The following is a 6,919-nucleotide window of genomic DNA, read 5'->3' on the forward strand; positions in this document are numbered from 1 at the left end:
GGGCCGAGGGCCGGACTTCCACACAGCCAGCTGCAACTGCTCCTCAGCCCTCAGCAGCCCTCAGCCCTTTCGACACCTGCGACATTCAGGACGCATCGAAACCTTCACGCATCTGCAAGCACCCTGGGGTATCCGGCGTGGCGGCGAGTCGGACGAGTGCCGCCCGATCCGGCTTGCCGGAGGCCAGCAGCGGCAGGGCGTTGATGCGCCGGAAGATGCGCGGGCGCTCCCGCACCGACAGCGCGCTCCGGCACCAGGCCTCCACCGCCGCGGGTGCCGCGGGCCCACGCCAGCAGGCCGCGAGGGTCGCACCCCAGTGGGGATGGTCCAGGGTGACCACTGCCACCTCTTGCACACCGGGTGCCGCGGCGAGCTTCGCCTCCACGGCGGCCGGCGAGACCTGCTCGCCGCCGATAACCACGAGGTCATCGGCCCGTCCGAAGATCCGCAGGGCGCCGTCCGCATCCAGCCGGCACAGGTCGCTGGTGGTCAGCCAGCCATCGGCGAGGCCGACGCCCGGCCGTCTGCTCGCATCCGCATAGCCGGACATCAGCATGGGGCCGCGCAGACGCAGCGCACGCGGCGGCGCATGGGGCTCCGCACAGTCCAGCGTGACATCGGGCAGCGGCGGGCCGACGCGACAGCCGGACGCCACGTCCTCCTGCCAGGCACCGACGGCGATCATAGAGCTCGTCTCGGACATACCGTAGCTCAGGTAGAGCGGCCAGCCGGCCGCCGACGCCCGCCGTGCGAGCGCCGGATGCAGCGCCTGACCGCCCAACAGCAGGACCCGAAGCCCCTGTGGCGGTGTGGGCATCACCTCAAGCAGTCGCGCCAGCATGGCCGGCACCAGAGAGAGGTGCGTGATGGGATGCCGCGCCAGCGCGGCCGCCAGCGCCTGCGCATTGAAGCCGCCCTGCACTGCATCCCGGAGCAGCCGCAGCGTCGCCCCCGCCAGCGCGCAGCGCCAGCCGATGGCGAGCCCGCCGATGTGATGCAGCGGCAGCACGCAGAGCCATTCGTCGCCGGCCTGCAGGTCCAGCGCCGCGTTGACCCGCTCGGCGGACGCGAGCAGTTGTGCTGTCGTCAGCATCACGGCCTTCGGCGCGCCACCGCTGCCGCTGGTGCGGATGAGCAGCGCCGGCGCGAACCGGTTCGGCTGATCGCCTGCGCGGTGTAGGCCGCTAGCCATCAGCGAGCCTGCGTGCCAGCGCCACTCGGCGCCGACCGCGGCGCTGAGGTCGTCGACCGCCGCCGCCGACAGGTCGGCCGGGTGGGGCAGCAGCCCCGCACCGGCATAGACCAACGCATGCTGCATGAGCAGCAGATGTACCGGGTCGTCCGTGGCGCGCAGCACGATGTCCCCTGCCCGCAGCCCCTGTCCCGACAGCTGCCGGCCGAGCCGGGCCACCACGGTCGCGCAGGCGTCCGCGGACCAGCGTGAGTCGCCAATGGCGACCGCCGGCACGGGCGCTGCCGGCGCTGGCGCATCGGTCTGTGGTGGCGGCGGGCTTTGCTGGGCTGTGGGCACGGGTGAGCTTCAACAGGACCAAAAGCGCTCATGGTGCCACGCCCGGCCGATCATCGGCAGCAACGGGCATTGCCGGCAGCGCCTCGCTGCCGGCGGGTCAGTGCTGGCCTGATCCTGTACGCTTCCGCCCATGCTGCAGGCCCCGCCCACCTCAAACGCTTGTGTCTCGCTGGATGCCCAGTCCGCAGGGGTCGTGTGCACGACCTGCCCTACCGGCGCGGGCGGCAGTGTCGCTGCGGGCGAGTCCTTCGCGAGCTTCGGCGAAATCGCCCAGGGCCGCCGCGCTGATGGTGAGGACTTCCTGATCACCCTGCCCGTGGACCTGTGGAGCCGCTGCGGGGTCGTCTGCGAGCCGGTGGTGGGTGCGTCCCGCGTCACCACACCCCTGGCCAAGTCTCGCCGCGTCGCGGAGGCCTATTTGCGGGCGCTGGGGCTCGAGACTGGCATCGGGCTCCGCCTGGGGCTGCGCCGGGATATGCCCGTCGGCAAGGGGCTCAGCTCCAGCACGGCGGACATGCTGGCAGTGCTGCGGGCCTGTGAGGCCCTGTTCGGCGTCGCCGCGGGCGAGGCGTTCATCTGCCGGCTCTTTGCCGCAATCGAGCCCCATGACGCGCTGCACTACCCAACCTGCGTGGCCTACAACCACCGCCGGGGCCGGCCGCTGGCGTGCTTCGACTACGTGCCGGACTTCCGGATCATCGCTGTGGACGCCGGCGGTGTGGTCTGCACCCAGGCCTACAACCGCCGCCTGCGCTTCGGGCAGGCCCGCATCGCCGAGGACCAGGCGCTCTACGAGCGCGTGCTCGCCTCCTTCGCGGCCCGCGATGACACCGCCATCGCCCGCTGCGCCCAGGCAGCCACCGAGCGGCATCTCGCGCGCACCGGCAATCCCTTCCTCGCCGGCCTGCTGAAGCAGGCTAGGCAGCCGGACGTGCTCGGCGTCGTCACCGCGCACAGCGGTACCTGCGCCGGGCTGCTGCTGCCCGGCGGCGCAGACGCCGAGGTGCTCGTGCGGGTGGCGCGGCGAGTCGCTCCATTGGGTACCGTTTTTCAAACCCGGACGCTGCGGCTGCCGAAACCATCCCTGCCCACAGCACGGCGCCCGGCTTAGGGGAACGCCGATTTTCTTGGCGTTTTTGCTTGCTCGTGAGGTGCCGCGTCGGCTCCTGCTGCCTGCTTTGCCGGGAAAACGGGTGCCTTACAGCCCTTCGCTGGGCGGTCCGATGCGCTGCGCCGGCAGCAGCACGGTCTCCGCCGTGGCCCCCGCGAGCATAGGCTCCGGCGCGGCGTCGCCGCCATGCAGGAGGACCCGAAAGCGGGCGCCCTTTGGTGCAGGCACCGCCGCCGCCAGGGTGCAGCGGCCGCCGTCGAGGTGCAGCAGCACGCAGCGCCAGTGGGCGGCCGGGTGCGCTGCATCCGGCCCTTGGTGCAGCCGGATCTGAGCCGGGGCGCCCCCGGTGAGCCGGAAGGCGAAGCGGTCCAGGCCCATGGACAGGCCGAGCCCGAGGGCCTTCACGTAGGCCTCCTTGAGCGTCCAGATGGACTGAAAGGTCAAGGCCTCCGCCGCCGAGCCGGCCAGGCGGGCAGCGGCGATGGCGGCGGCCTCGTCCGCGGCAAAGAAACGCTGTGCGAGGGCGCGTGCGTCGCGCAGGCCGCGCCGGCACTCGGCGTCGACGCCCACTGGCAGCTGCCGGGTCAGCGCACAGCACACCCGGCCTGGTGTGTGGGTCAGATTAAAGCGCAGGCGCGGCGAGCCGGGGCAGATGCCGGCGTCGTACTCCGGGCGGCCGCGGGGGCTCTGCCCGAAGCGCCATGCCGCGGGCGCAGGCTCCGCCTGCTGAGAGAGCGCTTGGCGCAGCAGCACGTGGGCGGCGCAATACAGCATTCGGTCCGTTTCGCGCCGAAAGCGCGCCGCCCGTGCCTGTTCATCCGCATCCAGCAGGGCGGCGCCTGCCGCGAGCTCGGCCAGTGTGCCCGCTCCGTAGGCGATGTGAAGCGTCACCTTCTGCATTGCAGGACCTTTGCGGCGGGCAGCGGGTCAGTTTTGATGCGGGGCGTGGCGGCTATCCATCCGGCAAGCGCGGGGGCAACCGCACGCGGGCTGCGTGCCGGCGGCGAGTATGTGAGCTGCAAGCTCCGCCCGCAAGGCATCCTTATGCCCCGCGGGCGGGTGAAGGTCGGCCTGCGCCGGTGCCGCGAAAACGCCGGCTGCGCTGACCGCCGGCCTGGAAACCCCGCTCAGGCGCCCCGAGCCTATACTTTCCTCGCCACACATCACGGCATCACCATGGAACAGCAGCACAAAACCCTGTGCATGACCCACCTGGCGACGCCGGACATGGCCAATTTCTCTGGCCACGTCCACGGCGGCACCATGCTGCGGCTGCTGGACCAGGCGGCCTACGCCTGCGCGGCGCGCTATGCGAAGCGCTACGTGGTGACCTTGTCGGTGGATCAGGTCTTCTTCCGCGAGCCCATCCACGTTGGTGAGCTGGTGACCTTTCTTGCGGCGGTGAACTATACGGGCACCACGTCCATGGAGATCGGCATCCGGGTGCTCGCCGAGGACATCATCGAGAAGACCACGCGCCACGTGATGACCTGCTACTTCACCATGGTCGCGGTTGATGAGACGGGCCGTCCGGTGCCCGTGCCGTCGCTCCAGATCGATACCGCCCTCGAGCGCCGACGCAACGACAGTGCCAAGCTGCGCCGCGAGCTGCGCCGGGAGATCGAGCAGCGCCACCGGCAGATCAAGGCAGCCTGGCGGCCCGACGCCGACAACGCGGTTAGCTGAGCGCCAAGTCCGCCAAGACCATGCATAGGCCGGCGGAGCTTTGCTGCATCCGCCCGCTGGGCCGTTTTGCCCGGCCCGCGCCGGCTGACTGCGCCAAAGCAAGCAAAGGCCGCCGTTCGCTTGACCGGATAAACCCTGGGGGATAGGTTCGGGGGCTGTTGTCCGCCGGTCCGTGCGCTCAGATGACAAGTACACAGGCCCCAAGACCCAAGGATCATCCCTATGCCGGCCGCTTTCCCGTTCTCCGCCATCGTCGCCCAAGACGAGATGAAGCTCGCCATACTGATCGCGGCGACGGACCAGAGCATCGGCGGCGTGCTGGTGTTCGGCGACCGCGGCACCGGTAAGTCCACTGCCATCCGTGCGCTGGCCGCGCTGCTGCCGCCCATGCGCGTCGTCGAGGGCTGCGCATACAACTGTGATCCGGACGCCGCCGACGCTGCCTTGTGCGATGCCTGCCGGGACACCCGCGCCAGCGGCGGCAGATTCAAGGTGCGCAAGGGGTCGGTGCCGGTGGTGGACTTGCCGCTTGGAGCCACCGAGGACCGTGTCATCGGCGCGCTGGATCTAGAGTCCGCCCTCACCCGCGGCGAGAAGCGCTTCGAGCCCGGCCTATTGGCCCGCGCTCATCGCGGCTTTCTCTACATCGACGAGGCCAACCTGCTGGAGGATCACCTGGTGGACGCGCTGCTGGACGTGGCCGCCAGCGGCGAGAACGTGGTCGAGCGCGAAGGCCTGAGCGTTCGCCACCCCGCGCGCTTCGTGCTTGTGGGCAGTGGCAACCCAGAAGAAGGCGAGCTGCGCCCGCAGCTGCTGGACCGCTTCGGCCTATCGGTGGAGGTCTCGACACCCCAGGATCTCAAGAGCCGCATGCAGGTGGTACGCCTGCGCGATGAGTTCGAGCGCGACCCGGATGCATTTATCGAGAAGCATAAGCGCAAGGACGGCAAGATCCGCCGCCAGATTCTCAAGGCGAAAGAGCACCTGGATCAGGTGGAGGTGCCGGATGCCACGCTGGAGCACGCCTCGCAGCTCTGCATGAAGCTCGGCACCGATGGTCTCCGCGGCGAGCTGACGCTGATCCGCGCCGCCCGCGCCTATGCCGCACTGGAAGGCGACGCGGCCGTGGAGGACAAGCACCTGAAGCACGTGGCCCCGCCGGCATTGCGCCACCGGCTGCGCCGCAATGTGCTGGACGACGCAGGCTCCACCACCCGCGTCAACCGGGCGGTGGAGGAGCTGTTCGGGGCATGAGCGCCACCGCCCCGGCGCTGGGGCAGATGCAGTCTGGGGAACAGCCCGCCGACGCCGCCGCGGAAGCCGTCGCGCAGGCCGAGGCCGAGCGGCGGGCGCAGATCGCCGCGCGCTGGAGCGATGCTTGCCTCGCCGCCGCCCTGTTCGCGCTGGACCCGGTCGCCGCCGGCGGCCTCAACGTCCGCGCCCTGCCCGGCCCGGTGCGCGACCTCTGGCTCGACTTCCTGCGCGAGCTGCTGCCGCCGGAGGAGCCCTTCCGCCGGGTACCCCTGCACATCGCCGACGGCCGCCTGTTGGGCGGGCTGGACCTGGCCGCCACGCTGCACGCCGGCCGCCCCGTAGCGGAGCGCGGCCTGCTCGCCGAGGCCGACGGCGGCGTCGTGCTGCTTGCCATGGCTGAGCGCGTGGCCCGCTCCACCGCCGCGCACCTGAGTGCGGCCCTGGACACGCAGGAGGTCCTGGTGGAGCGCGACGGCATCACCGCCCGCACGCCCACCCGCTTTGGCGTTCTCGCACTCGACGAGGGCGCCAATGACGAGGAGCAGGTGCCGACGACGCTCAAGGACCGCTTCGCGATCCTGCTTGATCTCAACGACATTCCCTACAACGCGGCCATGCCGCCTGAGGAGGATGCGGCCTCCATCCAGCGTGCCCGCCGGCGCCTGCCGGGTGTCACGGTGCCCGACGATATGCTGGAGGCCATCTGCGGCACGGCGCTGGCGCTCGGGGTCGAGTCGCTGCGCGCCAGCCTGTTCGCGCAGCGCATCGCCTGCGCCGCCGCGGCGCTGGCCGGCCGCGATGTCGTGGAGATGGACGATGTGGGTGCCGCCGCGCGGTTGGTGTTCGCCCCCCGCGCCACACGCCTGCCGATGCCGGACCCGCCCGAGGACCAGCAGCCCGAGGAGCCGCCGCCGCCGGAAGAGAACCAGGACGACGATCAGGACAGCCAGTCGCCGGAGCAGGACATCGACAAGCCGCTGGAAGATGTCGTGCTGGAGTCCGCCCAGGCGGCCATCCCGGACAACCTGCTGGCCATGCTCAAGATGGGCGCGCTGCGCACCCGCTCGCACTCGAGCGGCAAGTCCGGCGCCAGCCAGAGTGGCTCGCTGCGCGGGCGCCCCGCCGGCACCCGCCGCGGCGAGCCCGGCGCCGGTGCCCGCCTCGCAGTCATCGCCACGCCGCGCGCGGCGGCCCCGTGGCCGCGGCCGCCCCGGGCCGGCCGCGCCCCGCCAGCCCCGTTGGGGTCCGGCCGTGGCGCGGTGCTGGTCTGAGTCCCCCCGGACCGCTTCCCCATCACCCGCCACCGCACGCGCTCCCGGACCCCCACCCTCTTCCTC

6 protein-coding genes are annotated in these 6,919 nt (G+C 71.4%); 4 read left to right on the forward strand and 2 right to left on the reverse strand.

Features of this window, described 5'->3' with window-relative positions:
* Positions 1–85 precede the first annotated feature (85 nt).
* The gene (locus I6U14_RS11480) at positions 86–1,531 is read right to left on the reverse strand and encodes an AMP-binding protein (RefSeq protein WP_296899450.1); all 1,446 of its coding nucleotides are present in this window, start codon (positions 1,529–1,531) and stop codon (positions 86–88) included.
* A 193-nt stretch (positions 1,532–1,724) separates the two neighbouring features.
* Here I6U14_RS11480 and I6U14_RS11485 point away from each other — a divergent pair, with 193 nt between their 5' ends.
* Positions 1,725–2,642 (forward strand): hypothetical protein, encoded by a 918-nt coding sequence (locus tag I6U14_RS11485; protein ID WP_296899452.1) that lies wholly within the window; start codon positions 1,725–1,727, stop codon positions 2,640–2,642.
* Between the two features lie 87 nt (positions 2,643–2,729).
* Here the strand turns inward: I6U14_RS11485 and I6U14_RS11490 are convergent, their stop codons facing one another.
* A complete protein-coding gene (locus tag I6U14_RS11490) occupies positions 2,730–3,542 on the reverse strand; it encodes a 4'-phosphopantetheinyl transferase superfamily protein (RefSeq protein ID WP_296899454.1) in 813 nt (270 codons plus the stop codon).
* Positions 3,543–3,818: 276 nt separating this feature from the next.
* Between I6U14_RS11490 and I6U14_RS11495 the strand changes: the two genes are divergently transcribed.
* From I6U14_RS11495 to I6U14_RS11505, 3 genes are all read left to right on the forward strand, one after another.
* Positions 3,819–4,328, forward strand: coding sequence for an acyl-CoA thioesterase (locus I6U14_RS11495; RefSeq protein WP_296899456.1), 510 nt, complete (start codon positions 3,819–3,821; stop codon positions 4,326–4,328).
* Positions 4,329–4,550: 222 nt separating this feature from the next.
* On the forward strand, positions 4,551–5,582 hold the full coding sequence (bchI, locus tag I6U14_RS11500; RefSeq protein WP_296899458.1) for a magnesium chelatase ATPase subunit I: 1,032 nt from the start codon (positions 4,551–4,553) through the stop codon (positions 5,580–5,582).
* Complete coding sequence (locus tag I6U14_RS11505; RefSeq protein WP_296899460.1) at positions 5,579–6,853, forward strand: hypothetical protein; 1,275 nt, start codon at positions 5,579–5,581, stop codon at positions 6,851–6,853. The genes bchI and I6U14_RS11505 overlap by 4 nt, the downstream gene beginning before the upstream one ends.
* Positions 6,854–6,919 lie beyond the last annotated feature (66 nt).

The organism is Thiohalocapsa sp., assembly GCF_019695415.1.
In the GTDB taxonomy this organism is placed as follows: Bacteria; Pseudomonadota; Gammaproteobacteria; order Chromatiales; family Chromatiaceae; genus Thiohalocapsa.

Excerpts from the sequence above, each read along its gene's own strand:
- I6U14_RS11490 (WP_296899454.1), bottom strand. The coding sequence starts at position 3,542 with ATGCAGAAGGTGACGCTTCACATCGCCTACGGAGCGGGCACACTGGCC.
- I6U14_RS11495 (WP_296899456.1), top strand. The coding sequence starts at position 3,819 with ATGGAACAGCAGCACAAAACCCTGTGCATGACCCACCTGGCGACGCCG.
- bchI (WP_296899458.1), top strand. The coding sequence starts at position 4,551 with ATGCCGGCCGCTTTCCCGTTCTCCGCCATCGTCGCCCAAGACGAGATG.
- I6U14_RS11505 (WP_296899460.1), top strand. The coding sequence starts at position 5,579 with ATGAGCGCCACCGCCCCGGCGCTGGGGCAGATGCAGTCTGGGGAACAG.